We start from the raw sequence: 25,249 nt of genomic DNA on the forward strand, positions 1-25,249 counted from the left end.
CACCTATTTCCAGTGGTAAAATGTACTTACTGGCACGCAGTAAGTGTGACGTTCGATAGGTGCATTATGTTTTACTCGACTACATCAATAAACCGGCATAATATGAACTTAAAATCCACAATATGTTGACAATAAACTATGGATACAATCGATGGGCTCAAAGCCATGGTCGCGGTTGCTGAGTGTCAGTCCTTTACCAGTGCAAGTGAGCGGCTAGGTATGTCAAAGTCTCTGGTTAGTAAGTACGTCTCACAGTTAGAACAGCAAACCTGTATAAAAATGTTCAACCGGACGACTCGTCGAGTATTGCTGACTGAATCCGGAAAAATTTTTTATCACCAAGCGCTTACGGTGCTGTCACATTATCATCAGATGCTGGAAAGCGCGCAAAGCCTACATAACAGAGTCTCTGGTACCTTAAGAGTCAGCGCCCCTTATGCACTGGGAGAAACGAAACTCGCCAGAATATTACCGAAATTTATGCAATCGTATCCCGAACTAAGAATCGATTTACTGATGTCTAATGCCAGTGTCAATATGATTGAGGAAGGGATAGATGTGCGCCTGCGCGTTGGGCAACTCAGCGACTCATCACTGATTGTCAGGAAAATTACCCAATATCCACTCGTTGCTTGCGCCTCGCCCGAATACCTGGCAAAGCAGGGCCACCCGCAGAATCCGGAACAACTGTGTAAGCACAGCTGTATCATAGATCGCAATTATAAAATGGCGGATCGATGGCAGTTTACTCACCTGCGAACCCGAGATACAGACACCATAGAGGTACCCAACCAACTGAGCGTAAACAGCCCGACAGCCTCCCGCGAGCTGGCAAAACAGGGAGCTGGCGTTATTCTTTGCCCGATTTTTGTCGTTGAGGAAGCGATAGAAAAGGGGGAGCTCATAGTGTTATTCAGTGATTACATGACCTCGCAAGTCGCCCTTCAGGCGGTTTACCCTCACCGCGATTACACCCCCAGAAAACTGGTGACTTTCATTGATTTCTTGAAACAACACCTCTGAGAGTGATCAGTCAGGGAAGTTTAGGGGCAAACTCCCCCTGTAATAGCCGTTGCCACTGACGCTCAAACTCCCCTGAAGCTTTGAGCTTTTTCAGGCCTGCATTAAAACGCGTGCGCAGCGTATTGCTGCTCGCTATGGATTTTGGAAACAGTACATGCGCCCGATAGTTTAAAAAAGGCTTAGGGTGCGCCTGTATCTGGTCTTTCGGCATAGACGGAAAGTGTTCTGCCAGTAGGCTTTGCATCGCCGTTTCACTGAGCAAAATCAAATCGACGCGATCATTAAGCAGCATGTTCAGATTAAGCCGGTCATTACTGACCATAATTACATCCAGCTCCCCCTTTTGCATCGCCTGATGAAACGCTGGTACATATTCGTATCCTAAAATCGCGCCTATCCGATAGGGCTTAAGATCGTCAATGCTGTGCCATTGTGGCAACGGCGTGTCAGCCCTGAAATAGAGTAACAGCTGGCCACGATAGAGCTCATCGCTACAATAAAAGTGTTGTTGATATTCGCGTTCGCAAACCCAGTAAGAGGCCATGTCATACTTACCTTGCTGCGCAGCTTGGAAACTGCGCTTCCAGGGCAAATAAACAAACTCGGCGCTTAGCCCTGCCTCTGCAAGTACCTGACGTATGAGGTGATTGACAAAGCCATCGTCAACAAGCTTGCTCCCGGTAAACGGTGGATACTCACCAGTAGCAATGCGAACAGGTTCACTTGCCTGAACCGACTGCAATAAAAATATCAAAAAAAGTAGAGCTATTTTTTGCATCATACCGCTTACATAAACGGGGCTTTGATATAAATATAGGAGGTTGGAGAGTAATGTGTTACTGGCAAATTAATAAAAAATCGAGCTATGAACAGCTCGATTTTTCATTCAACGAGTTATGAACTCTCAGTAATGTCATCTAACTGAATGTCATTACAGGCTTGAGTGTAGCTAATTTCACTCGCAACAACGCTTGACGGATAGTGAATTATCCACTTTCTCAGGTTCTTCAAAACAGTATAGTCACAGCTTTTCGTTATGATATTTCCGCGAATAAACTGCGTTCTATTCCCCGATTTTATTTTGATTGTTTGCTGGACTGTATTGTTAGTATATGAAGAATTAAAAGAGATCAGCATAGTAGCAAAATCCAGCATTACAACTTCATATCAGTCATTTTCTGTTGTTCTTTTAACCACAGTTTATCAGACCTAAATGCGTACATAAAAACGGGATAGGATATAAACAAAAGTAAGCCAAATGTCCCCAGAGAAAACACCAGCTGAATTAAGCTAAAGTGATTAATTGTAAATACAACTCCCCACAAAACGACCAAACTACCCGGAACTAAAATAGTAAGTACGAAGGTTAGGATGGCTATCACTTTGCTTCCAATTGCCACCCCATAACCATACATAGGTATCAGTATTAAACAGTACAATATGAGCGATACAAAAGTGTTAAGATCTATATGCTCTTTAAATGGTAAGCCAATAAACTCAAGTGCAGTGATGAAGGCTGTAAAGCCAAATAGCATTTTCCACTTTTTCACAACCATCCCCTTAATGCATCAGCCTTATTCAACGGCGAGAAGTAGCAGGCAATACTTTAATCAAAGCGCTACCTGTAATCCCCTAGTCCTCACAGCGTCCCAGCTTTACAATAGCGTCTTTAACCTCTATCACCTTCCCCATGTATTCAGCATCAGCTGCCAGCGAATCAAAGTTACATTTTGCGTCTAGTTCTTTCTGGTGATTTTTAAATACTGTAACTGCTGGATTCATCAATTCTTTCAATACGGGTTACAACTAAATGTCCCTCAAATCATCAGGACATAAACTGACAAGACGCCTATATTATATGATTTATAGTTCCAGTAATTTTGTGCTTACGAATTGAATGACAGATTATATATAGTATGTCCAGACAGGTTCAGCGGAGATCATAGTGCTATTAAACGCAACATAAATAACCGGCCTCACTGATGGCAAATGGCGAACTTATCACAAACTATTTTTTACTGGCCGGACAAAGCGATATTAAAGGTTTTAGCTTTAGAGTAAATAGAGGAAAAAAAATCGATAAGCTTAAGAGAGGGATAATGCTGGGATAAGGAGACAGAGTTTTACTGGATTTTATAAAAAGTGGCGGAGTGGACGGGACTCGAACCCGCGACCCCCGGCGTGACAGGCCGGTATTCTAACCAACTGAACTACCACTCCGCAGTGGTATGACTTTTTATGCTTATATCAAATGGCGGAGTGGACGGGACTCGAACCCGCGACCCCCGGCGTGACAGGCCGGTATTCTAACCAACTGAACTACCACTCCGCAGAGATATAATACAATTTTTTACTCGTTAAAATGTTGGCGGAGTGGACGGGACTCGAACCCGCGACCCCCGGCGTGACAGGCCGGTATTCTAACCAACTGAACTACCACTCCACGAGTAAATAACGATGTTAGTGACGTCGTTTTGTCATAAATTCAGACTACATTGAATCTGAAAATCCAAACTAAACCCTGGCTAGATGGCGGAGTGGACGGGACTCGAACCCGCGACCCCCGGCGTGACAGGCCGGTATTCTAACCAACTGAACTACCACTCCACGGTGGTTTAGCTCGGTGCACTTCTTAAAGATGTTGGCGGAGTGGACGGGACTCGAACCCGCGACCCCCGGCGTGACAGGCCGGTATTCTAACCAACTGAACTACCACTCCAAAGAAGTACTACACAGGATAAGCGATTGGCGGAGTGGACGGGACTCGAACCCGCGACCCCCGGCGTGACAGGCCGGTATTCTAACCAACTGAACTACCACTCCAGCGTGCGCTTATAGAGAAAAAGTATGTGGCGGAGTGGACGGGACTCGAACCCGCGACCCCCGGCGTGACAGGCCGGTATTCTAACCAACTGAACTACCACTCCGCAGCATCTTGTTCTCTCGCTGTTCAGGTGTGCTCCCTGACAGCGGCGTGAATAATACGAATGCCCCCCTTAAGAGTCAACACCTTTTTTGAAAAAATCGGGGATTTTTAGTCATCCGACATCGAAAGGTTCAAAATATCAGCTGATTTGTCATTTTTTGAGCTTGGTTTGCCAGAGTTTTCTGTATCCGGATCTAACTCTTCCAAATCTAACTGCTTTTTCTTACCGATAAAGGGCAGGCTGATTTTTAATTCGATGGGCTTTTTCTGTACAAAAATGCGCACGGCCAGCCAACCCAGCAGTAGGATCAGCAAATTACCAACAACCACAATGGCAACAATGGCACCTGTGCTGAGACCCGGTTCCGGTTCAGGCGGTGCGACCACACGCTGCGTTGGCCGCTCTGACTCAGGTAACTCCGGTACTTTTTCAATGGGGCGTTCTATTTCAAAGTTATAATCTGGCAGGCGGGCCATAAACTCTCGGCCGTTGATGTTCTCACCAAAGGCGGACAATTCCACACTGTATCGACCCCAGTCATAGTTTTTAATTGCCAGCTGGCGGTACAAACGTTCTTCGCCATTGAGGGTAAACATTTGCTCTTCGCCATTGGGATACAAGATTTTGCCCTGAAAGATCACAGTTTCCGGTTTCACCACCTCGGACTCAAGCCTAATAGTCAGCTGGTGCTCAAAGTCTTCCTGACCTGCCAGCATCAATTCAAATGAAAAAGGTGGCTCTGCAATAATGATAGGATCTTTCACTACACGACGTTTGAGGATGGGCGTTTCTATATAAAATTCAGGCTGCCACTCACCGGCTGGAAAATTCAGGCGAAATTCACCAGTAAAGATGCCATCCAGTGGCCGCTCATCGAATTCCCGACCATCATCTTTAAATTCGGCCACACTTTGCGTACCCGCGCCAAAGTTGGCGTACTGATCATTATTAGTGCTGACAAATTCGACATACAGGGTAACGACATCACGGAAGTAGCCAATATCGACCGGCTGGCCATCGTTGGTGACTTGTCCCTGAATTTTTAGCATTTCACCACGGAATATCAAAGGTGGTAAGGGGTCTACCTGTAACTCTATGTCCCCTAACACCATGACCCGGCTGTCCTGCCGGATCTGGCCCAGTACCTGCCAAGGGCCTGGTATAGGGTCAGTCACTATCACCAGGTCATAACTGATCTCGTCATACCATTCGAGCTTTTCGTCCGCAATGGCGTGCGTGGCGTAGTATTTACTACCGTCCGGTTTAACCAGTACCACGGCAGGTGTACCTGGGGCCCGAAAGAACAACAACGTAATTTTCTTAACATTGTGGTCAATGCGAAAGCGGTTCTCCAGTAAAGGGATTTCATTGACCTTGCCGTCTCGCTCAAGCAGCGTAATTTGCGGTGTGTCGGCCATCATCGTCGCGCTAAACACTGCGCAATATAACAACATCAATCCTGTTAAGCCGATCCGCATGCCACTTTACCTCATCATAAATTAATCATTCTCTTGCACTACAGGTGCGTGCCTGAATGCAGCTACTGCTGCCATAAACTCTGCCCACAGGCTTTATTGACCAGCTCCATGCGTGCTTCATGCGCATCCAATTCATCTGCTGTCGCCAGCACCACATTCAGCGGCGCACGCTCAGCACTCAAGCGCCGGATCCCACCGCCACTGCCCTGTTGTGCCTGCTCATTGTGCTGAGCCAGATTAAGCTTCTTCTGTCCACCTGTCATAGCCAGGTAGACATCCGATAAGATCTCGGAATCCAGTAAAGCGCCGTGCAATGTTCGTTTTGAGTTATCTATATCATAACGACGACATAAAGCATCAAGGCTGTTCTTCTGACCCGGATGCAAGTCCCGCGCCATAACCAGAGTATCGAGGACCTCACATACCTCATGGGTTTTTGCAAATCCCTGATTAAGCATAGCAAACTCATGATCCATAAAGCCGACGTCGAACGGCGCGTTGTGGATCACCAATTCAGCGCCCTGAATATAGTCATAAAACTCTTGCGCAACGTTATGGAAGAAAGGTTTGTCTCGCAGGAACTCATTGGTAATACCGTGAACATCAATGGCCTCTTCTTCAATACTACGTTGTGGGTTGATGTAGACATGGAAGTTGTTGCCGGTCAGGCGACGATTCACTAATTCCACACACCCGATCTCGATGATCCGGTGACCTTCTTTGGGGTCAATGCCCGTGGTTTCTGTATCCAGTACTATTTGTCTTTTATGCATATCGTCGATTGCCTAACTTTGCTATGGTTAGCGTCTATTGGAGTATTTTACATAAAAACAGGCAAATTCGTGCAAAAATCCGTAGAGATCTATACCGACGGCTCCTGCTTGGGCAATCCAGGTCCTGGTGGCTATGGTGTGTACCTCAGTTACCAAGGTCATGAAAAGACCCTCAACGCCGGATATCGGCTTACCACAAATAACCGTATGGAGATGCTGGCAGCGATAGTTGCACTCGAAACACTCAAGCGTCCATGCCAGGTGATCCTTTACACCGACAGTCAATATGTGAAACAGGGGATCGAATCCTGGCTGGCCAACTGGAAAAAGCGCAACTGGAAAACAGCCGCTAAGAAACCGGTTAAAAATGTCGATTTATGGCAACGGCTGGACGCTGCAGTTCAGCGCCACACCATTGAGTGGCGTTGGGTTAAGGGCCATGCTGGCAACAAGTACAATGAGTTGGTGGACGACCTGGCACGCGAAGCTGCTGGCGGCGCTGATCTGCAAGAAGATACCGGCTACCAGAGCGAGTAACCGATTAACTTTGCTCCTGATTACGGCTATGCTTTAGTCGCGCACCTTTTACCGCGGGCGTCCATTTAGGGCGCGCATGCCACTTGGGTTTAATCGGCGTTAAAGGCGCGACCCGTTTTCGGGCCACCAGCAAATAGACACTGCCCATCGGCTTCATGTAATGACGACAAAAACGTCGCCAGGGCGCAAAACGCGACAACCGTGAGCCCCTTGCCAGTGAGGCATGGACGAATCGCTCATCAGCAAGAATTTCAAATCCCAGCAGATCCAGCCAGTCCTTAACTCTGGACGGGGTAAAAAAGCGTCCCGACCAGGGCAGCTTTTCTTTGCTAAATGGCAGCAAATGCGCAAGTCCACACAAACTAAATGGATTAAACCCGCTAATCACGATATACCCACCCGGGATCAGTGTTCGGTGTGCCTCTCGTAAAATATGATGAGGATCAGAATGATACTCCAGACATTGGCTGAGAATGCAGGCATCTACACTGTGTTCATAAAAGGGTAACTCATCGACTTCTGCAAACACGCCAACATGTCCCCCCTCTGGCGCAACACAAATCTGATGACTGATAGGGCTGTGTGACGTATCCAGCTGACCACTCAGGCAGCCCAGCTTGAGCATATGATAGCCAAACATTCGAGGTAGCCAATGGGCCATCCGCCTTTCTATGCTTGCGCGCACATAATCTCCATGTGGAAAGTCCTGCCACTGGTAGGGTTTCGGCCCTCGCTGAAAACTTAGAGCTGGTTTCATGATACGCACTCGCTATACTTATTACACCTTCACTTTATAGAGCAATGAGTTATGGCGCAAGTCGCAGTGCAAATCCACCCCATCAAGGCCTACAATGATAATTATATCTGGGCAATATGTCCGTCTGATAGCAATTTAATGTGGGTTGTGGATCCCGGACAAAGTGAGCCCGTTATTGAATTCGCCACAGCACAACACAAACAGCTGGCAGGCATCTTAGTCACGCACTATCACTGGGATCATACCGATGGCATCGCACCTTTGCAGGCACACTATGGCAACCTGCCCGTCTATGGCCCCAAAAATACGCCATTTGGTGGTATCACACACCCTTTAAACGACGGTGGTAAGGTCGTCATTGCCGGACTAGACTTTACCATAGCTCATACTCCGGGGCATACACTGGACCACATCTGCTACCTGGGCACTGAGCTGGCATTTACCGGAGATACCTTATTCAGTGCAGGCTGTGGTCGTTTATTTGAAGGTACTCCGGCACAGATGTGGCGCGCGATGCAAACCCTTGCCCAGCTCCCTCCCGAGTGTAAAATTTACTGCACGCATGAATATACGCAGGCTAATCTGGCTTTTGCCGCTGCGGTAGAGCCAGACAATATCGACATTACTACATGGCAGGAGTGGGGCCAGAAACAACGCGCACAAGCACTACCGACCTTGCCGACCACCATCGCACGTGAGTTAAGCATCAACCCTTTTATGCGGGCAAACCTGCCGCATATGCTCGATACTGTACCATCTGAGTTACAAACTGACTGTGATGAAGACTGGCAAAGGTTTGCCGTGCTCAGGCAATGGAAGGATAATTTTTAGGCACTGCTTTAATTTTTACAACTAAACAGTTAACATTGACGGGTTTTAGCTGTGGATTTTCTGCGGCACCGTACCCCGACAATGGATCAATGACCGAGTTTTATGAAAAAGCCTCTCTTGCTGCTGTTAGTATCAGCACTGTTGAGCGGTTGTCAAACCACGTTCGACAGCCCCACAATTGAACAAGCCGAACAACTGGATCACGCCAGTCCAGCTGAAATCAGCGACACTCTGATGAGTGCCATTCAGGAACCCGTGGAAGCCGATGAGCCACCACCTGTGTTCGACGACGTCTGGGAGCGGATCCGCTATCAGTTGTCTATTGACGTACCACAAAACCGCCCCGTTGTGGCAGAACGAAACTACTATCAGCGCCATCAGGCATACCTGGATCGAATTTCGAAGCGCGCTGAACCCTACCTCTACTATATTGTGGAAGAAGTAGAGAAACGCGAAATGCCGATTGAAATTGCACTGCTGCCAATCGTAGAAAGTGCGTTCGATCCGTTCGGTTATTCTCACCGCAGCGCGTCTGGGATCTGGCAGTTTATGCCGCAAACCGGAGAGCGGTTCGACCTTAAGCAAAACTGGTGGTATGACGGTCGTCGCGACATCGTTCAGTCAACTCGCGCCGCGCTGGAATATCTCACCTACCTGCACAAAACACTCGAAGGTGACTGGCTTAATGCCATAGCGGCCTATAACTCAGGAGAGGGACGGTTGCTCAAGGCGATCCGGAAGAATCGTAAGAAGCATTTGCCAACCGATTTCTGGTCTTTAGATTTGCCACGTGAAACCACAGCCTATGTGCCTAAATTGCTTGCTCTGTCAGATCTGTTAAAGCGTCAGGATGAGTTTAATGTCAAATGGAACAAGATCATCAATGCACAAGTGGTTGATACCGTCGAAGTAGGATCACAAATCGATTTAGCGTTAGCCGCCGAAATGGCCGACATGTCGCTCACGGAGCTTTACCGTCTGAACCCGGGTTTTAACCGTTGGGCCACCGATCCGAATGGGCCACATACCCTGTTGCTGCCAGCAGATAAAATCGAAGCATTTCAAACCCGCCTTGCCAGTACACCAGTCAAAGATCGTCTGCGCTGGCAATACTACACCGTTGCGCGCGGGGATAGTTTGTCGGTAATTGCCAAGAAGTTTTCCACCAGCACCAGTGCGATCCGTTCACTGAATAAGCTTGATTCACATATGATCCGGGTTGGGCAGAAACTGCTGGTCCCACTGAGCGACGGCGAGTTACAAAGCGAGCATTTACCAGATGCCGTGCGCAGCGCTGCGAACAAAGCAACACGTAACAAAAAAACTCATACAGTCACCAGTGGCGATACCTTATGGGATATCAGCCGTGAGTATGACGTCACCGTGACGCAGCTTGCCAAATGGAACAAGCTTAAAGCCAACGCAGTGCTTAAGCTGGGGCAAAAACTCACCATTTATCAGGAACAGAGTGCCACTCAGCCCGTCGAAAACACAACCGAACGCACCATTACCTATAAGGTGCGTAAAGGAGACTCCCTGGCACGGATAGCAGCCAAGTTTAACCTCACTGTTAGTGAAATCGTAAAGTGGAACAAGCTTGCGGGTCAGAAGTACCTCTACCCAGGTCAAAAGCTGAAACTGACCGTTGATGTCAAACGGTCATAGCGTTAAAAGCCGCTGACAACAGCGGCTTTTTTACTGGCTCCAGGTATCACGCCTTTATCACAGGTGTTGCAACCATTTCTGTAGCCAAGGGGCGACCGCCTCATAAGGCTCAAAATGCTCACACGCATCCACATCCAGCCTGGGCTCTGTCACTGTCGCATTGAGCTCCTGAACTAGCGCATCTATCTGACGCCCGGCACCACAAAAGGTGTCACCGTAACTACTGTCGCCCAACGCAACAACCCCTACGGTTTTCCCCGTCAGCATGGGAAACTGACTTTGCATTTGCAAAACTAAGGATAGCAGATTTTCCGGGATATCGCCTTGTCCGGTTGTTGAGGAAATAAAGAGTAAATTATCCGCTGATTTGACCTGCTCGAGCGTGGGTGCTTCGGCGATCACTGCGCTATGCCCTTGCTGTTCAATGTCGTTTTTAACCTCAGAGGCTAAATTTTCTGCATTGCCAAATACTGAACCAACAAAAAGCGTAATGGATGCCATTATAGATAGTCCTTTTCTGTGTCTGGCCAGCCCAGTTGCTTGCATAGGTTCAACATTTCTTCTCCCAGACTGGCGCGAATGGTGATGGGTTGTTGACTATAAGGATGCAAAAACTTTAGCTCAGTTGCAAATAACATCAAACGACGAATACCAAAATGCCCCTGAAAAAAGTGGTTTTGCTTGTTATCACCATGATTCACGTCACCTATTATCGGGTGATTAAGGTGATTAAGGTGGCGGCGGATCTGATGTTTACGACCCGTTTTTGGAAAACACTCGACGAGAGAGTAACGAATACTGGGATATTTCCCCAACGGTATATTGAGCGTTGCCTGATGCAAACAGTTGAACTGAGTTTGTGCTTCCTGTGGCGCTTTATCCTGATTAGCAAACTTATCAGCAATTTTATCAAGCTGCTCTTTCAAAGGTTTATCAACATAAACATCTTGCGGCGCAAAGCCACGCACCAAAGCCAAGTAGCGCTTTTGTACCGTGCCGTCGATGAAAATCTGATTCATATCGCGCGCAGCCTCGGAGCTCAGCGCAAACAACAAAACGCCGGAAGTCGGCCGGTCAAGTCTGTGCACTGGGAACACATGCTGCCCCAGCTGATCCCTGAGCATCTGCATCGCAAACTGCGTTTCACGCTTGTCTAAAAAGGAGCGATGAACCAGCAAGCCTGATGGTTTATTGATAGCCACATAATGTTCATCCTGATAAATGATCTCTAACATCCAGGCCTACTCCGAAACAGCTGAGTCTAGGCGCTGTAACACACTCAGCAATGATTTAAACTGGGGATGTTGTGCGAAGTTGACTTCTGCCATCGGCGCAATGGCCATATTAGCAGGTAAAGATGCGCCGTTTCGCAACAAGGTACGCATCTTTACGATAAAAACAAACTGCAACCATTGCTCAAACCGTAACGTATCGCAGCAAAATGGCTGAGTAGACTGTAACGCCTGTTCCGAAACTGGCTCTGCCTGCCAAAGTTTAGCCTGGCGCAACGTGTGCTCGAGTTCTTCAAGCAGTTGCCAAACTGGGTGATCCATAGTGCTTCCTCAGACAAATACAAAAGCCCCATTATACCCGATCCAAGCCGGGCGTTTGTATCTTTATGGTCACCCTTATCAGTCACCAAGAATAAAGTTATAATCGCGCTTCAACGCAATTAAGTGAGATGAAAATGACAGCGCAAATTACGACTTTAGGTGAACTACTAACTTCAGCAGGCACCCAATGGCGCGCCTATGATATTGGCCGTCGCATAACCAAAATCGATAAAAAGCAGTTTGCGCAGATAGAAACCACTCAGGTGCCCTACCCTTATCCACTCGCGGGCCATGCATTATTAGCGATTCAGTTCTGGGATAATCAGGCCACGCAGGACCCCTATGTGTGGTTTTTAAAGTTACCACTGGATGAACAGAGTAAACTGGTTGCAGCCAGCCGTGACCACTTTGCCTCTATGGTCATCGAAGCCTTAGGCACTCAGCTCACCGGCGAAGCGGCGCAAGGTAAACTGGATAACAACCCCTATGTCTATGCACCCAATGCCAATAAACTGGCCGCATTTAATGCATTACTGAAAACAGAACTCAAGCGACCTGCCTCGCAATACTATGAATATGCTGAGCTCTATATCGCTGGAAAAATGGGCTTGGATCAGTGGCAAAACCTAGCAGTACAAGGTCTGGCTGACTTAGCCATGCGCCTGGAGCATGGTAACAACCAAAACAATCTCAAGACCCACTGGTCACAATTACCCAAGGAAGTTCAGTCGCCTCTGGCGGCCATGTTAGAACATGTTGCCATTGGTGTTGAGCTAACCGAGCACTTATTAGGTGGCCTGAAACAAGCCGTGAACGATCAAGATTTAACAGCGTGTACCAATCACCTCAGAGCATTATCGGGTAGCCATAGTCTCGGGCTCATCGCTGACGCTGTTGATACTATATTAGACTCACCACTGGCTGCACAGGCCGATCTGCAACTCACCATTACCGGACGCTGTTGGGAAACACTGACAGACTCAACCAGACTCATTAGGCTCATGGACAGTGCAGCGCATAACACTGAAGTAGATGGCTTATTTGAAAGCATTTTCGCCGACCTGGTTGCAATTCCAACATTGCGCCCACATGTCTTAGCTCTACTTAGAACAGAAAATCGCAGTGAAACACTGTCCAGAGCAATAGGCAGGCTATTTAAACGATGATCACTCTTTGGCTTTTTATTCTTATTGGCGCAGTCATTGCGTTCTTTTGGTTTGGCCGTCAGATTGCAGAAGCGGCACAACAACACGCTGTAGGACAAGCAGAAAAGCTCAATGTTCAGTTGCTCAGTGTTGCCTGTGTAAAACGCAGGCTCGGTGTACTGAGTAACGGAAAACTGGGAATAAAAAGCCAATTTGCCTTTGAATTCAGTTCAGATCAGCAAAGTGCATACACCGGCACTATGCACCTTGAGAACCTGCGCCTGAAAAAAATGGATGTACCACCTCACCGCATGCTGTAACTTCCATAGTCGGGTGACAGATCAAAGTGTGCTTTTTCGAAGGGTCAAAAATGATTTCTTTAGTATTTGGTGAGAGTTGAAATTAAAGAGTGGTTTTGAAGTGTGCGTTGACAACGCAAAAAACCAAGGCGTAACCCTTGTGCTACGCCCCAATCTGACGAATTTCCTGGGAGGTATCCAATACCTCTGCCTACAACAAACTAGCAAGCCGCCAAGCTTCATCATCCCCTGAACGGGTATACATCCCGACATACCCGATCTTCTTCCCTGACTTCATCCGATAGGTTACATCCTGTAGATATCCTTACCGCATCCAAGCACATCCTTTGTCGGCTTGTGTAAGCTCTGTCACACCGCTCGACTTGTCTTCCCTATTCCTTTTATAAACAACGTCCTTTTTGTGTCCTAAGCCATCCTGACCTTGTCCACTTCGCTTATCCTAAGCGCTCCTAACTTCCACTGTCAAACATCATCCTGATGTTTCTAAGTCTCCCTTGACTCTGTCCACTTCGCTTATCCTAAGCGCTCCTAACTTCCACTGTTAAACATCTTCCTGATGTTTCCTGAGCCGTCCTGACTCTGTCCACTTCGCTTATCCTAAGCGCTCCTGACTTCCACTGTTAAACATCTTCCTGATGTTTCCTGAGCCGTCCTGACTCTGTCCACTTCGCTTATCCTAAGCGCTCCTGACTTCCACTGTTAAACATCTTCCTGATGTTTCCTGAGCCATCCTGACTCTGTCCACTTCGCTTATCCTAAGCGCTCCTGACTTCCACTGTTAAACATCTTCCTGATGTTTCCTGAGCCATCCTGACTCTGTCCACGTCGCTTATCCTAAGCGCTCCTGACTTCCACTGTTAAACATCTTCCTGATGTTTCCTGAGCCGTCCTGACTCTGTCCACTTCGCTTATCCTAAGCGCTCCTAACTTCCACTGTTAAACATCTTCCTGATGTTTCCTGAGCCATCCAGACTCTGTCCGCTTCACCCGTTCCTGGCACCGATGTCCTTCCGTCCTTGAACACGATTAAGTTTACGCAATCCTGAATAATGGGAAAGACGCTTTTTCTCACACTTTTTTTCGTCACCTTCTTGAAACAATCATAAGGACATTTAATTTCAATAACTTAACACGATAAGGAGGGCTAAAACACCGGTACTAAAACGCCTTGACCTACATTAATGTGAGAAAAGTCTCACAGGCTTTTTTCCATAATGGCGGTTCGAGTTTTAAACAGCAGTTCACCCTGTACTGATTTGAAGGTTAAAACCTGAAGTTTTTCATAACCATGCTGGCTAAAAAAGAAGTTCTGTTCGGCCTCAGACACAAATACCCCGAGACCACTGGCCAGGGGATTTTCTTTAACTAATTCGTCCAGTGCATCCAATAAATGATGTCCCAGTCCCTGACCCTGATAGTGTGGCTCTACGGCAATAAACGAAAGAAAATAATAATGTCCACAATCCGCCAGTGCCTCTCGTATGGTTTTTTCTTTGTCTATTAATTGCTGAGTTTGCAAATATCCAGCACTCATCATTAACCGCAAACGCCAGTCCCAGCGTCGCGATGCTTGCAGCTCTGTCTGAGCTTCAAATACACAGGCAATCGCCAGCAAGTCTTCTTCCTGGTAGAGACCAATTAAGGGTTGAGCAGACTGACCGAAGCAGGACAACTCCTCGCGGATCAAAGCTCGTAGTCGTGATTCATAAGTTTGTTCATCCGCCCCACCCAGCACATCTTTGAATAACTTGTCATCATGGTAGGCTCTGTATAACAGGCTGGCTGCCACCCTACTGTCTTCCGGGGATAAATGTTTAATGGTTAGCTGCGCATTGGTCGTCGAGTTTGTCATGGTAAGTCCTTGTGTTTTTTGTTGTGATTATCGACAATTTTTACTTGTCGGTGTGGTAAATCTACTATAGTTATAGCGTACTTTTTAAACAACCAGAGGGCATATGGATACCAGTGCACATAACCTAAAAAACTTATTTGCTCAGCTTGGATTAGACAACAGTGATGCAGGCATAAAGTCATTTTTTAGTCAGCACACACTGCCCAGCGATATGCTTTTGGCAGAAGCCCCATTTTGGAACCAAGGACAGAAGCACTTCATTGAAGAGTCACTCAGAGAAGATGCTGACTGGAGTGAAATAATCGATGAGCTGGATGCAAGATTACGTTAAACAAAGCTGACCACACTTGCGATAACTGGAGTTATATCCAAAACGTGCTGTGCTAAACACATATGTCATTGCAAAGCGCTATATGCCACCTCACAAACACGAGCTGCATCTTTTTACTGGTGATGTTGTGGCAACTTAGGTGATACAATGCGCTGAGTTTTAATTTCCAGAGGCCGCTTTATGCACCCCGCAGTTTTGAACGCAATTGCCGCACTCGTTGCGCAAGGCAAAACCCCTACCGTTGCCACCACCAAAGCCAAACTGGCTGAGCCCGTAGCAATGCCCTTGATCATTGCGGGACTAACAGCTTATAAAAATAACCCCGATCTGCTCTCAGCACTAGACGAACAGCCAAACCAGAGTACCCAGTCGCCTGAACAAGACAGCGCACAGACTCAGTTAGATCGCATCGAGGCTAAACTGGATAAATTGCTCGCTCTTCTGGAGTCTCGCTAAGATGTTCGTTGTTGATCTCACTTTTGACTGTTATCAGGACACCACGCTTGAGCAAGCAGAGCAGGCTATCAACCGAGTGGTTAACGCGTTGCGTTTTAACGGCCAAATCATTGGGGATGAATTTCCCACCGTTTTAAAAGAAGGCTTTTTTATCACCCGGGTGATGTGTCCTCTTGAAGATGCACTGCACCCTCTGCATCACAGCCCATTCGTTAAGCACGCCATTGATCAACTCCAGCAGGCAGGATTGTTAGCACCTAAAGTCAAAGTAATAGGTCAGGATATTCATGCCAATGGCGCTGATCAATGCCAGTCCCCGTCCAGCTATATTCTCTATACAACCTATGTACACACCTGCAGTCCATTGTATTGTGGTGATGATTTTCAGCCAGTGCCCCTGTACAAGATCCCGGCCATTGCCAATGGCGATTATAAAGCACTGATAAAATGGCAAGAAGACTGGCAGGCCTGTGATCAGATCCAAATTAATGGTGCAACACGCTGCGAGTTTGCCGCCCTCAATGAGTTGACCAGCCTGGACAGTGATCTCACCCGACGAGGCCTGGATCTCAGTAAACGGATCCGTTATCTCACCAAAAAGCCGGTTTATTATTACTTGTATCGGGTTGGGGGAGAAAGTCTGGCACAGGAAAAAGCTCGCTTGTGTCCGAGCTGCGGCGCACATTGGGCGTTAGATGAGCCCTGGTTTGGCATTTTCGATTTCAAATGTGATGCCTGTGAACTGGTTTCCAATATTTCCTGGGATTTCCAGTAAAGACACAAGAGATGGCCTGGCCATCTCTTGTTATAAATTAAAACTGCGAGATCAGCTGAGCCAGAAACGCACTCAGACTGGGCGCCAGCACTATATGTGGCGTCTTACCCACGCGTTCAAGACATACTTCACCCGTACTGAGTTGCACTGTGATTAAGACATCTTCGTGCGCAGTCAAACCAATAAAAACGGTATCAGCTTGCTTCAGGCGGCGCTTCATTAACATATGCCCGGTGATATTCTGTTGTAAGCGCTCGAAATCTTCTTCATTCCAGGCCTGCAGCAGTTCAATCTCTTCTCCATCCAGCGTAGCCACAATATTGCCACCATACGCCGTGCCATAAAACGCATTTAACTCAGGGCTAAACTGAGTTTCCAACGCATTGGCCAATGCAGTCAAATCACCGCCCGGATTTCTGGACACGGCTTGCCAGGCAATCAGGCCATCGCCTCTTGGCTCACCGGCTTCGCACGGGCTGGGCCATTGTGCGTCATGCTCGATCAATGGCCAGTGACCGTGGGTCTGCTGTACCGAGTTGGCAAATTTATCATGAAGTTCGAGGATCAAAGTGCTCACGCTCATACTGCTATTTTCGCTCATTATTCGCTATAATCTGGGCCATTGTAACTACTAATGGATCAACATGACAGACTACAATAACGCCCCGGAGTTAAAAGCCTCTGTGTTGGGTAAAACCACCGAATACGCCAGTCAGTACGAGCCGAGCTTGCTTCATCCTATCGCGCGCAAGCTTAATCGTGATCAGATAGCAGTTGATGAGCAGGCATTACCATTTTTTGGTGAAGATATCTGGCATGGTTATGAGCTGTCCTGGCTGAATACAAAAGGTAAACCCCAGGTGGCCATCGCGCGCTTTGTGTTCCCTTGCCAGAGCAGCCATATTATCGAGTCTAAGTCATTTAAACTCTATCTGAACAGCTTCAATCAGAGTCAATTCGCAAGCTTTGACGTGGTACGTGACACACTACAGCAGGATCTCTCCAAAGCGGCCCAGTGCGATGTTACAGTGACTTTATACGGCCCTGATGACCACAACTGCCTGCCATTTTCAGCCCTGCCGGGAGAGTGTATTGATGAATTAGACATTACTGTGGATGATTACAGCCCACGCGATGGCTTATTGACTCAGGAAAGTGACCAGCAAGTGAGTGAAACCCTGCACAGCCACCTGTTAAAATCTAACTGTCTGATCACCTCTCAGCCAGACTGGGCAAGTATCGTTATCCGCTATGAAGGAGCAAAGGTTTGTCGTGAATCATTGCTGCGTTACCTGATCTCATTTCGTGACCACAACGAGTTTCACGAACAATGTGTAGAGCGCATCTACTGCGATCTGCTGCACGCACTCAATCCCGCCAAGCTGGAAGTGTATGCACGTTATACACGTCGTGGTGGCCTGGATATCAATCCGTTCCGCTCAACCGAACAAGATCAGACCACCTTTAATGTTCGGATCAATCGTCAGTAAACGCCTCAATCGGCACACTGACAGCGCAAACATCGGTGTGATTGGCCTGGTGTAAAAACCAGGCTTCAGGGCGATTTTTGCGCGCCGCAATCAAAGCCCGAAATGCGCGACTATGGGTATTAAACACTCGAAAACGTTGCTTGTCGGTACTCTGAATATCCGCCAATACCTCAACGCTAAGAATGGGGTTAAAAGGCTGGTTGGCTGCAGGCTTTCGGTGCAATCGTTGCACATGCTCCATACCGGCTAACACTCGGCCAAAGACCGTGGTATTTAAATCCAGATACCGTTGTGCTGTTAATGTGAAATAGAACTCACTGCCACCGCTATCAGCACTGTTTTGTCGCGCCATCGCAAAAGTGCCCGGGCAATGTGTCTGCCAGGTACGAGTCCCCTTGTCGTTTTGTGCTACGGCAAACCCGTTTAAGAACCCGGTCCGAGGTGCATAGCCATCGACTAGGTTTAAAGGTGTGATCTCCTGAGGCTCTGCTGTTGCCAGGAAAAGTTCAGCCGGAATACTTTTTGACCCCTTGAGCGGGCGTTTCTCGTTGCTCTGATCGCCACCCTGTGCAACAAAACCTTCAACAAAGCGATACATAGTCAGGTCACGGTAAAAGCCCTCTCGCGCCAGCGCTTTAATATTTTTCACATGGCCGGGCGCCAGCTGCGGGTTCAGTTCGACATAAACCGGCCCGGTTGGCAAAGTGATCTTAAGGATGTGCTCCAATGGCACCGACCGCCAATCGGCATCGTCTGCCTGTGCAATGATGTCAGCAGGGGCTGGTGCCGCCTGAAGCACATCAACACTATCAGATTGCGCCAGTTTATCGGTTGCCTGACAGGCAGTGAGTGTGAGAAGCAACAGCGCTGCTGTGCTCATCCTTGCTGTTACTTTGCGTATTATTATTGTCATTATATGTTCCTGGTTGATACCACAATTCGCTGCGTGACAAAGGCGTCTCGGCAGACAAAGTTGGATTCGGCAAGCGCAGATGAGTGCGCCCAGCCAAATCGAGTTGTGTCAGCTGATCCGCGAAATGGCGACGAAATAGCTGCTCAAAACAGCCATCCACAATCGCTTGCTCAAGACCCGCTTGCAACAAATCACGGAGCTGGATATTGGTTTTATCGACAAACAGATAAACTGCTGATGGATAGATAATTAATAGACTGGGTTGCACCATAATATCAGTGCGTGAAGGAAAGTCATTGGCAGCCAGAATATCCAACGGCACGACATCCAGGCGTTTGTTACTGAGCATAGTCATGGCCTTTTCTGTATCGTGAAAAGCCACCACCTGTAACCCATTGCGTTCGAACACAGCTCTGTCAGGCCAGTCATGACGCAGCCCAAACAACAAAGGCTGCAACTGCCCCCAATGCTTAATATCCACAAAGTCCGCCGCCCGGCTGGCAGCAATGAACAACACGCGATAGCCCAGCAAACCTTTAACCAAGGGGATCCGCACAGCCAGTGCCTGCTGCTCACGCGCCTTGCTAGTCACAGACCAAAACACATCAATGCCCGATGGTTTGCCGAGCAAACGCAATGCCCGACTCTGTGTCGGGATCCCAACTATCGGCTTAAATGTAACAGGCCTGGGCTGATAAGACAGTGCCAGTGCCAGCAACTCAGTCACATAAGGATTGGCGCCCGCAGTGACACGGATCTCAAGCGGCGCAATAGCACGAGAAGCCATGGCTGAGCCACAGATACAAAGCATCAATAGCAACAAAAAACGGCCCATCATTCATCCCAGTCAAACTTATACAGCAAATCAATACTCTTATATAAACCACTTGTGGCTTCAATATAAAACTTTGAAAAAATACGATACCGCATTGCCACTTCGCTGAGCGATGCGAACACCCCGACTCGGTAACTGACCTGTACACTGGGTGTCAGATAGCCAGATACTTCAACCTGGGTATCGTCCCCGCTGCCTTTGGCTGTCAGGTTCACATCCTTAATTCCTATGGTCTCTCCCGCTTTAGCGAAGTAACCCTTACTGCGGTCTATACTCTGCGACAATAAAAATTGTGCCAGCATGGTATTGCTATTGCTGTCACCCTCGCCCAAGGGCTGTCCATTAAGCAAATAAGCCAGCGCCTGTGCCTGATCCATCGCGGGCTCTGAGTAAATCACCAGCTCCGGGCTGCGAATACTGCCTTTTACTTCCACACCAGCAATCACACCATTGGCTGTGGCATCTCGGTTACGGATCGCACGCACATTGATATAAGGCTTATCCAATGGGCCATTAAAGCCCAGCTGGCCAGTTTCTATGCTCAAATCCTGACCAAAGGCCTTATACTGTCCTTCTCGCAGATTAATCTCGCCACTGGCCAGCATGGCTGAAGCGAGTTGTTTTTCCAGCGATAACTCACCTGCCAGGTAAGCATCTAACCCCATCGCCTTGATTCTGACATCATCAAGCAAACTGACATCCAGGTCGAGCCGATAATCCAGTATCTGAACAGACTCACTGGCACTGGGATCAGCGTTATCAATGATGACCTGATCGTCACTCACAGTGACCACCCCTTCCGGCAGCGCTTCTATTTCTATGCGTCCATAAGGAACACTAACCGCACCCAATAACTCGGCATACAGGCCGTTGTAGCTCAGTAACAGCTCAGGCGAAATATCCAGTTCGATACCTGGCTGTGGCATCAGCGTCAGGCGCTCACCATTGAGCTGCAATTTCGCCGCAATAGCGGACTCCCAATCGATCTCACCGGTGAATCTAAGCTGACCTCTGGGCAAAGTGTGTAGCTCACCATGGAGCTGAGCCTGCTGACCATTCAGTTGCACATCAAGGTCCAAATCGCTAATGGCCACGGGAATTTCACTGGCTTTTAGTTGAATATCCGTGGCTCTGAGCTGCCCATTGAGCTGCGGCTGAGACAGTGCACCATCGATGCCTATCTGACCGGTGATAGTGCCAGCCAGTTCCAAATCGGGCCACATCAAACTGCGGAGCAAAGGTTTGAACTTATCGAGTTCTATGCCCGCGATATTGACAAAACCACGCATAGAGTGCATCTCTGTCTGTAATGGCATCTCCAGCTCACCATTAAAATGACCTAACTTTTTGAGCGCCAGTTGCCAGGTCGTTTTGGCTTGTTGTGCATCACTGTTAAGTGTCAGTACAAAGCGCTCGATTTCAAGAGGTAGGGTCGGTGCTACGCTGTCTTCACTGTCGTTGAGCTGTTCAGCGACAGCGCCATGTAAAACAACCTGAGCGTCAGACATATCCAGCTGCCCGTCCAGCGCCTGTAACTGACCTTGTAACCAATTTGCCCTGGCATGACCCGACAATAGGCCTTTTAGTTGCGCTGCATTGCTAAGTAACGGATTAAAATGCGCCAGGTCTAGTTGCTGCAACTCTACGCTGGCCTGGCCCTGAGCCCCCTGCTGCGCCGCGAAACACAGCTGTCCGGGTGCCAGTGTCCAGCATTGACGCCCGATCTCAATTTGCCCGGCTTTAGCCAGAATTGGTGCCGATGACAGCAATACCAGCTCGCTACTGTTTATGCGCAACAGGCCCGAATCCAGTTGACCTGCCCAGGCTTGCTGAGCATATTGTCCACTTAATGCCAGCTCAGCGCTGCCGCCGCTATTCTCAACCTGTACCCTCAGCTGATGCTGGCTTTGATCACCTTGCGCCGTCATACTGAGTGCCGTTTCGGGTAACTCCCCCAACGTCACAGCCGGCAAAGAGACACGCAGATCCGTCAGCCAATTTTTGGCCATATCCAGTGTCAGAGCCAGCGTCCCGCCGTCAAGCGATGTGTCCTCATAAACCAATTTGTCGAGCTGGCTGTTGAACGAGAATTTGGGCATCTCAACCGGTCCGCTCGCCGTAAACACCCCAGACAGTTGTACATCCGCAGGCAAGAGCAAATTTCGTTCATGTGCCAGGGCCAGCTCACCTTGCAAGTCCAGTTGTTTATCGGCTTTGCCTGACACCATAATCTGACTTTGCCCGTAACTGAGCTGAGCAGCCAGGATCTCACCATGTAAGTCACTATTCACTTTGCCTCGGGCTACCAGCCTCAGCGGCAATGCAGCCAACTGGCCCGAGAGTGTGAGCTCATTTATCTGCGCCTGCCAGCGCTCACCCTGCTGAGTAAACTCAAGCTGATAAGCGCCCGACAACTGCGTCTCATCGAGTTCAAGCCAGGCGCCCAAAGGCAACCTATGTAGTTCTCCTTGCAACTGACTACGAAGTCCACCTTGCCAGCTTACCTTAGCACTGAATTGTGTATGAGCGTCTCCTAAAGCCAGTTCAGCCTTTTGCAGCGCCAGTGCGTTAAGACCTCCGTTAGCAGCCAGTTGCACCGTGAGCTGATTATCCAGCAAGGCCAGCTGCTTGCTCAGCGCCACATCGGCATGCGCGGTGAACTGATAGTCATCCGCGGTACCCGAGGCGCTGAACGCTAGCTGTTGCAGGGTGTTATCCGCATCGAGCGCAAATTGTCCGGCCCTTACATCCAGTGAAAATGGCCAGTTTGGGACTGCCACATTGACACTTAAGGCGATCATGCCTTGCGCCATACCAGTGATATCCGCAGCCAATTCAAGTTGCTGCAGGTCGCCATTCAATGTGAGCGAACTCTGATAATCCGGATGCTGATAGTCAAGCGCACCCGACACAGCCCAGCTGCTCAGGTCAGCCTGCGCCGTGACTGCAAGCTGATGGGCAAAATATGCCATCGACAAGTGCCGTACCGACAACTCCGACTGCTCAGCAGCTGCGCTCAATGTTAGCTGATTCAGTACCTGAATCTCACCCTCGTAGGGTTGATAAACAAGCTCGTCTATAGTCAGTTGTTCAAGATCAACCGCTATAGGAAGGCGTATGGCAGGCAAGGATAACGCCGGTATCTCTGTCGGCATAACGAAAGGCGCGGCAGGTGCTGGCGCTTCAATTTGTTGGATTTGTATGCTGCCCAGTGCAAACTGACCAACCTGCATATCCTGCTTATCAATGCGTGCAGTCAACATTAGCTCATTAAGATCTATCTGATATCCGGCAGCTTTGATATCTGCAATGCCGAGCGTCAGTTGCTCAATGGCAACAGTGAACGGCACAGTCACGGCGCCCGGCTCAGACGCAGGCTCTGTGCCTGTTGCACCGGATTGTGCACTTCTTTGTTCAGTCAAATGCAAGGTCACCTGGTCAGCACGACCAGAAAGGCACAAAGTTGCACAGCTAAACCAGTCAAGTGACAGGCTTAACTGACGTGCGTCAAAAACAAGCAGTTCGTTTTCAAACCGGATATCCAGTACAGCATTAGACAACACACGTGCCTGCGGCGAGCTTACCTGCAAGCCAGAAACGCTGTGGTTGGCCACCCAGACAACAAACTTATGACCGGGTAACGTAAATAGCAGAAAAAATACCGTCACACATACACCAATGACAGCATAGCTAATACGGCGCAGCCAGGTTTTCATTCCCATTACATCTCCGGTCCAATCACAATACTTAAACGGGTACTTCTACTGTCTTTACTCAGTCCCCATGCGTGGTCCAGCCGGATTGGCCCAACCGGTGTCAGATAGCGCAGCCCGAATCCGGCCCCCAATGCCCATTTCTCTTTAAAATCATCCGTCGCCGTACCACTATCAACAAACAAGGCAACACGCCAGTTGGGCAAAAACTGATAATTGTACTCAGCGCTGGCAGTCGCCAGATATTTACCGCCGAGCAATTTGCCGTTCTCATCACGCGGGGCCACCGACTGATAGGCAAACCCTCGAACGCTCTGATCGCCACCGGCGAAAAAGCGCATATTAAAAGGCACGGCCGCAATATCCTCTGCCACAATTGCGCCGGCTTCCAGGCGAGTCAGAAAAAAATGCCGCTGCTCGAGATTACGCAACCAGGCATTTTTCCATCGCACTTTGAGTAAAGATGTTGAAGAGATCACGGAGTCACTGGCCAGCTCGACCGAGATCAGTCGCTCGTTCCCCCAGTAAGGCAGCATGCCCCCCAGCGTTTGCTTTTTCGCATAGCTCACCCCCGGGATCAGCATTTCGGTCTTAAGTACCTCGCCATCTTGTTCACTGGTCTCATGTTCACGTTTCAAAAAAGCGGTACGCACCCAGTTGCCGGATGTCAGCCATTGGCGCTGAACCTGAATATTCCAGGTTTTAATATCAACCCCTTCGGTCAGATCATCCTGCAACTGATAGCCACCAAGAATGCGAAATACATCGCTATTGGGGTCACTCATAGGAATGGTGTAAGCCGCACTGATATCCTGCTGACGCTGAGAAACATTGAGATCTGAGGTCATGGAATGTCCCCCGTCAGTGATCCAGGGCTTACTCCATTTAAAGCGCGCTTTTGCCCCCAACTCAGTGCTATATCCTCCACCAACTTCATAGCTATTGGCCGGTTTATCGACCAACTCAACACGGACAGGAACCTCACCGTCTTGTCTGGCTTTAAGCAGCGGGTAAACACGAACACTTTGAAAATACGGTGTTTCATTCAATGTCAGGTTGTACTCAGATAGTTTATCCGAGACATACAATTCACCAGGCTGAAACGGGCTCAGCGCTCTGGCAAAGTCAATTGCTTTTGAATCAGATGACAAATGCAGCTTACCAAAGCGATAGCGGGGGCCAGCTGAAAGGACTAAGGTAGCAGAAACCTGCTGTAATTCACGCTCTACAGTGATCTGCTTTTCCTGCCACTGAAAATCAAAATAGCCCAGCTCCAGTAGTAGACTTTCGATTTGCGCTTTGGTGGCTTCATACTGATCATGTCTAACCTGCTCGCCAGCCTGGATAGCGCCCGCGATTAAACGGCTGCGCAGTGTTTCATCTGCAATCCCCTGTAAGGAGATCTCAACGTTGTACCAGGACAATGGTATCCCGGGATCCAGATGTAATACGACACCGCGAGTCTGGGGGTCAAATGCCACAGAGACTGCATGGCGATAATATCCAAGTGCCTGCAATGCCTTAGTAACATCTTTACTTATGAGCTTTGTTCTGCGCGGCGTAAATGGCTTACCCACATATGAAGCCATAAATCGAATGACGTTATCCCGAACTTCATCCGTTAACTCAGCGCTGTCAGAGGCACTGTGAATGGTAAACTCTGAAATATCAGATGACGCTATAGCCGAAGAATGAAATGAGAACAGTAGCACAAAAAGAACGGTACTAAACGCAGATGAACGCACTAAATAACCCTATAAATCACAGTGGCATTATAATACCACAGCAAGTTGACGCTGACATGGCGTGGTTAGGCTCATCACTGTGTTATTTTTATGCACTTGCATGCAAATTTTTGCGGTCAGTGCTTTTTAT

General features: G+C 48.5%; 24 protein-coding genes and 7 tRNA genes. 10 read left to right on the top strand and 21 right to left on the bottom strand.

The features are described 5' to 3' along the window. The first annotated feature begins 138 nt into the window (after window positions 1–138). The gene (locus AT705_RS07185) at window positions 139–1,023 is read left to right on the top strand and encodes a LysR family transcriptional regulator (protein WP_058796073.1); all 885 of its coding nucleotides are present in this window, start codon (window positions 139–141) and stop codon (window positions 1,021–1,023) included. 10 nt (window positions 1,024–1,033) lie between these two features. Here AT705_RS07185 and AT705_RS07190 read toward each other — a convergent pair whose 3' ends face one another. From AT705_RS07190 to dnaQ, 11 genes are all read right to left on the bottom strand, one after another. After that, a complete protein-coding gene (locus AT705_RS07190) occupies window positions 1,034–1,804 on the bottom strand; it encodes a substrate-binding periplasmic protein (RefSeq protein WP_058796074.1) in 771 nt (256 codons plus the stop codon). A gap of 373 nt (window positions 1,805–2,177) precedes the next feature. Then, window positions 2,178–2,573, bottom strand: a complete 396-nt coding sequence (locus AT705_RS07200; RefSeq protein WP_058796076.1) for a hypothetical protein — start codon at window positions 2,571–2,573, stop codon at window positions 2,178–2,180. Between the two features lie 593 nt (window positions 2,574–3,166). Next, window positions 3,167–3,243: transfer RNA gene (locus AT705_RS07205), tRNA-Asp, on the bottom strand. A 32-nt stretch (window positions 3,244–3,275) separates the two neighbouring features. Beyond that, a tRNA-Asp gene (locus AT705_RS07210) sits at window positions 3,276–3,352 on the bottom strand. 37 nt (window positions 3,353–3,389) lie between these two features. Then, window positions 3,390–3,466: transfer RNA gene (locus tag AT705_RS07215), tRNA-Asp, on the bottom strand. Between the two features lie 87 nt (window positions 3,467–3,553). Then, window positions 3,554–3,630 (bottom strand) — tRNA-Asp (locus AT705_RS07220). Window positions 3,631–3,665: 35 nt separating this feature from the next. Then, window positions 3,666–3,742 (bottom strand) — tRNA-Asp (locus AT705_RS07225). Between the two features lie 27 nt (window positions 3,743–3,769). Further along, a tRNA-Asp gene (locus tag AT705_RS07230) sits at window positions 3,770–3,846 on the bottom strand. Window positions 3,847–3,873: 27 nt separating this feature from the next. Further along, window positions 3,874–3,950: transfer RNA gene (locus tag AT705_RS07235), tRNA-Asp, on the bottom strand. Window positions 3,951–4,057: 107 nt separating this feature from the next. Next, a complete protein-coding gene (locus AT705_RS07240; RefSeq protein ID WP_237113818.1) occupies window positions 4,058–5,404 on the bottom strand; it encodes a TIGR03503 family protein in 1,347 nt (448 codons plus the stop codon). Window positions 5,405–5,490: 86 nt separating this feature from the next. Further along, the gene (gene dnaQ / locus AT705_RS07245) at window positions 5,491–6,201 is read right to left on the bottom strand and encodes a DNA polymerase III subunit epsilon (RefSeq protein WP_058796077.1); all 711 of its coding nucleotides are present in this window, start codon (window positions 6,199–6,201) and stop codon (window positions 5,491–5,493) included. A 69-nt stretch (window positions 6,202–6,270) separates the two neighbouring features. On the opposite strand from dnaQ, the gene rnhA reads away from it, so the two are divergent. Next, on the top strand, window positions 6,271–6,738 hold the full coding sequence (rnhA, locus tag AT705_RS07250) for a ribonuclease HI (RefSeq protein WP_010382760.1): 468 nt from the start codon (window positions 6,271–6,273) through the stop codon (window positions 6,736–6,738). A gap of 4 nt (window positions 6,739–6,742) precedes the next feature. Here rnhA and AT705_RS07255 read toward each other — a convergent pair whose 3' ends face one another. Next, window positions 6,743–7,495: a class I SAM-dependent methyltransferase gene (locus AT705_RS07255; RefSeq protein WP_058796078.1), complete on the bottom strand. Its 753-nt coding sequence runs from the start codon at window positions 7,493–7,495 to the stop codon at window positions 6,743–6,745. A gap of 51 nt (window positions 7,496–7,546) precedes the next feature. Here AT705_RS07255 and gloB point away from each other — a divergent pair, with 51 nt between their 5' ends. Both gloB and AT705_RS07265 read left to right on the top strand, forming a co-directional pair. Beyond that, window positions 7,547–8,326, top strand: coding sequence for a hydroxyacylglutathione hydrolase (gene gloB, locus AT705_RS07260; RefSeq protein ID WP_058796079.1), 780 nt, complete (start codon window positions 7,547–7,549; stop codon window positions 8,324–8,326). Between the two features lie 102 nt (window positions 8,327–8,428). Further along, the gene (locus AT705_RS07265) at window positions 8,429–9,991 is read left to right on the top strand and encodes a lytic transglycosylase (RefSeq protein ID WP_058796080.1); all 1,563 of its coding nucleotides are present in this window, start codon (window positions 8,429–8,431) and stop codon (window positions 9,989–9,991) included. A 57-nt stretch (window positions 9,992–10,048) separates the two neighbouring features. Here AT705_RS07265 and AT705_RS07270 read toward each other — a convergent pair whose 3' ends face one another. The 3 genes from AT705_RS07270 to AT705_RS07280 are packed head-to-tail and all read right to left on the bottom strand — an operon-like array spanning window position 10,049 to window position 11,544. Further along, a complete protein-coding gene (locus tag AT705_RS07270) occupies window positions 10,049–10,492 on the bottom strand; it encodes a flavodoxin domain-containing protein (RefSeq protein WP_058796081.1) in 444 nt (147 codons plus the stop codon). Next, window positions 10,492–11,226, bottom strand: coding sequence for a tRNA pseudouridine(65) synthase TruC (truC, locus tag AT705_RS07275; RefSeq protein ID WP_058796082.1), 735 nt, complete (start codon window positions 11,224–11,226; stop codon window positions 10,492–10,494). Before truC ends, AT705_RS07270 begins: the two co-directional genes overlap by 1 nt. A gap of 6 nt (window positions 11,227–11,232) precedes the next feature. Continuing rightward, a complete protein-coding gene (locus AT705_RS07280) occupies window positions 11,233–11,544 on the bottom strand; it encodes a YqcC family protein (RefSeq protein ID WP_058796083.1) in 312 nt (103 codons plus the stop codon). Window positions 11,545–11,678: 134 nt separating this feature from the next. On the opposite strand from AT705_RS07280, the gene AT705_RS07285 reads away from it, so the two are divergent. Together AT705_RS07285 and AT705_RS07290 are read left to right on the top strand one after the other, a co-directional pair. Continuing rightward, window positions 11,679–12,710, top strand: a complete 1,032-nt coding sequence (locus AT705_RS07285; protein ID WP_058796084.1) for a DUF3549 family protein — start codon at window positions 11,679–11,681, stop codon at window positions 12,708–12,710. Continuing rightward, window positions 12,707–13,009 carry a DUF3301 domain-containing protein gene (locus AT705_RS07290; protein WP_049864923.1) on the top strand — a complete coding sequence of 101 codons (303 nt, stop codon included), beginning with the start codon at window positions 12,707–12,709 and terminating at the stop codon, window positions 13,007–13,009. Before AT705_RS07285 ends, AT705_RS07290 begins: the two co-directional genes overlap by 4 nt. 1,195 nt (window positions 13,010–14,204) lie before the next feature. Here AT705_RS07290 and AT705_RS07295 read toward each other — a convergent pair. Next, window positions 14,205–14,861: a GNAT family N-acetyltransferase gene (locus AT705_RS07295; protein ID WP_058796085.1), complete on the bottom strand. Its 657-nt coding sequence runs from the start codon at window positions 14,859–14,861 to the stop codon at window positions 14,205–14,207. A 103-nt stretch (window positions 14,862–14,964) separates the two neighbouring features. Here AT705_RS07295 and AT705_RS07300 point away from each other — a divergent pair, with 103 nt between their 5' ends. The 3 genes from AT705_RS07300 to AT705_RS07310 all read left to right on the top strand — a co-directional run bounded on the left by AT705_RS07300 (window position 14,965) and on the right by AT705_RS07310 (window position 16,423). Then, on the top strand, window positions 14,965–15,192 hold the full coding sequence (locus AT705_RS07300) for a DUF2789 domain-containing protein (protein WP_058796086.1): 228 nt from the start codon (window positions 14,965–14,967) through the stop codon (window positions 15,190–15,192). A 180-nt stretch (window positions 15,193–15,372) separates the two neighbouring features. Continuing rightward, complete coding sequence (locus AT705_RS07305; RefSeq protein ID WP_058796087.1) at window positions 15,373–15,648, top strand: hypothetical protein; 276 nt, start codon at window positions 15,373–15,375, stop codon at window positions 15,646–15,648. A 1-nt stretch (window position 15,649) separates the two neighbouring features. Further along, on the top strand, window positions 15,650–16,423 hold the full coding sequence (locus tag AT705_RS07310) for a Zn-ribbon-containing protein (RefSeq protein ID WP_010382776.1): 774 nt from the start codon (window positions 15,650–15,652) through the stop codon (window positions 16,421–16,423). Between the two features lie 37 nt (window positions 16,424–16,460). Here AT705_RS07310 and syd read toward each other — a convergent pair whose 3' ends face one another. Beyond that, the gene (gene syd, locus AT705_RS07315; protein ID WP_058797924.1) at window positions 16,461–17,006 is read right to left on the bottom strand and encodes a SecY-interacting protein; all 546 of its coding nucleotides are present in this window, start codon (window positions 17,004–17,006) and stop codon (window positions 16,461–16,463) included. A 61-nt stretch (window positions 17,007–17,067) separates the two neighbouring features. On the opposite strand from syd, the gene queF reads away from it, so the two are divergent. After that, a complete protein-coding gene (gene queF / locus AT705_RS07320) occupies window positions 17,068–17,913 on the top strand; it encodes an NADPH-dependent 7-cyano-7-deazaguanine reductase QueF (protein ID WP_058796088.1) in 846 nt (281 codons plus the stop codon). Here queF and AT705_RS07325 read toward each other — a convergent pair. From AT705_RS07325 to AT705_RS07340, 4 genes are read right to left on the bottom strand one after another with little or no spacing between them, the layout of a single operon-like run. Beyond that, window positions 17,900–18,793 (bottom strand): peptidylprolyl isomerase, encoded by an 894-nt coding sequence (locus AT705_RS07325; RefSeq protein ID WP_058796089.1) that lies wholly within the window; start codon window positions 18,791–18,793, stop codon window positions 17,900–17,902. The genes queF and AT705_RS07325 overlap by 14 nt on opposite strands. Next, a complete protein-coding gene (locus AT705_RS07330) occupies window positions 18,738–19,613 on the bottom strand; it encodes a transporter substrate-binding domain-containing protein (RefSeq protein WP_167551980.1) in 876 nt (291 codons plus the stop codon). The genes AT705_RS07325 and AT705_RS07330 overlap by 56 nt, the downstream gene beginning before the upstream one ends. Before the next feature lie 47 nt (window positions 19,614–19,660). After that, entirely contained in the window at window positions 19,661–23,383 is a 3,723-nt protein-coding gene (locus tag AT705_RS07335; protein ID WP_058796091.1) for a translocation/assembly module TamB domain-containing protein, read from the bottom strand. Further along, the gene (locus AT705_RS07340) at window positions 23,383–25,119 is read right to left on the bottom strand and encodes an autotransporter assembly complex protein TamA (protein ID WP_058796092.1); all 1,737 of its coding nucleotides are present in this window, start codon (window positions 25,117–25,119) and stop codon (window positions 23,383–23,385) included. Before AT705_RS07340 ends, AT705_RS07335 begins: the two co-directional genes overlap by 1 nt. Window positions 25,120–25,249: the final 130 nt, after the last annotated feature.

The sequence above is a fragment of the Pseudoalteromonas rubra genome (assembly GCF_001482385.1).
Lineage (GTDB): Bacteria > Pseudomonadota > Gammaproteobacteria > Enterobacterales > Alteromonadaceae > Pseudoalteromonas > Pseudoalteromonas ardens.